1 protein-coding gene is annotated in these 1176 nt (G+C 63.1%); it reads right to left on the reverse strand.

Annotated elements, in window-relative coordinates:
• On the reverse strand, positions 1 to 1128 hold a 1128-nt coding region (locus tag TPRIMZ1_RS19145; RefSeq protein ID WP_010261196.1), incomplete at its 3' end, for a hypothetical protein.
• Between the last annotated feature and the right edge of the window lie 48 nt (positions 1129 to 1176).

Here is a 1176-nt window from a genome sequence, read left to right on the forward strand (position 1 = left end):
TAGGGTTGCGGTGGCCGCTGCCCCGCCGTCATAGCTGACCGTAATGGTAGCGGTATAACTCCCCACCGCAAGGCCCGCCACAGGCTGTACGGTCCGCGTAGCAATGCTGCTCCCCGCAGCCACCGCATCCCCGGAACCGCCCAGTGTAAAGGCGTCCTTCCCGTCGCCGCTTAGTGCAACTGCGCTGATAGCCGCCGCCCCCGTTCCGCTATTGGTAATCGTAATAGGCTTCGCCTCAGGCTGCGCATCGCCATAGACCGCCCCGTCAAAGCTGAGCGCCGTCACCCCCAGGATGGAGGCTGGGGGCGGTGTCAGGTGCGGGTTCGGGTCCGAAACCACCGGGCCGCCAGCCAAGTCCCCGTCAGCAAGCTCGTCCAATCCCACCAGGGTAAGGGTCCCATCATCGCCGATAGCAAACCCCAGTTCCGCATCCCCGCCGTCGCTTCCTCCGCCGGCCACGATGATAGTATCCCCGTCAATGATATAGGGGTATTCCTTTGCAGAGCCGTCAATGACAATGGTGATCCGCCCGTCCTCGCCAAGGGTAATGCCGACCTGGGCGCTCCCGCCGCCGGCCCTGGGCGCCGTAAGGGTGATTTCCCCCGCCGTTATCAGGGCCGCCTCGATCTGTTCAGCCCGGTCCTTTGCGGGGTTATCCCCGGTACGCCGGGGGCTAACCGGGATATCCAGAACCGCCGAAAAGTTCCCCGCCGCGTCCGCCAGCACGATATAAACCGTGTAACCAGCCCCCGGCTCAAGCCCCTCCAGGGAGATAGTGTTTATCCCCGCCGCCGCCGTGCCGTTCGCCCCGCCGGTTTGTATCGCCTCCGCAGTAGGCGCTCCAGCGCCCTCCGGCGTTGTCACATAGTAGAAAGTTCCCCCCTCGTCGGCGCTGAATTTGATGATTGCAGTAGTTCCCGCCGCGCTGGCCTGGTCCGTCGCCCGGCCTCCGGGCAAACCGGGGGGCGTAGTATCCGTCACCGGATCTACCAGAGGCCCCTCGGTGACCGGATTCGGTTCAGTAATCCAGGCATCCCGCAGGATAGGGTTCCCGCACCCTGCTACACAGAGCAACAAGGGCGCCAAAAAAGATACCAGGCGCCTTTGTGCGATTTGTTTCGTTTTCATAACCCACTCCCCCGGACCTTAGTCCGCTTCCTGCAAAATAATTATGGT

The organism is Treponema primitia ZAS-1 (assembly GCF_000297095.1).
Lineage (GTDB): Bacteria > Spirochaetota > Spirochaetia > Treponematales > Breznakiellaceae > Termitinema > Termitinema primitia_A.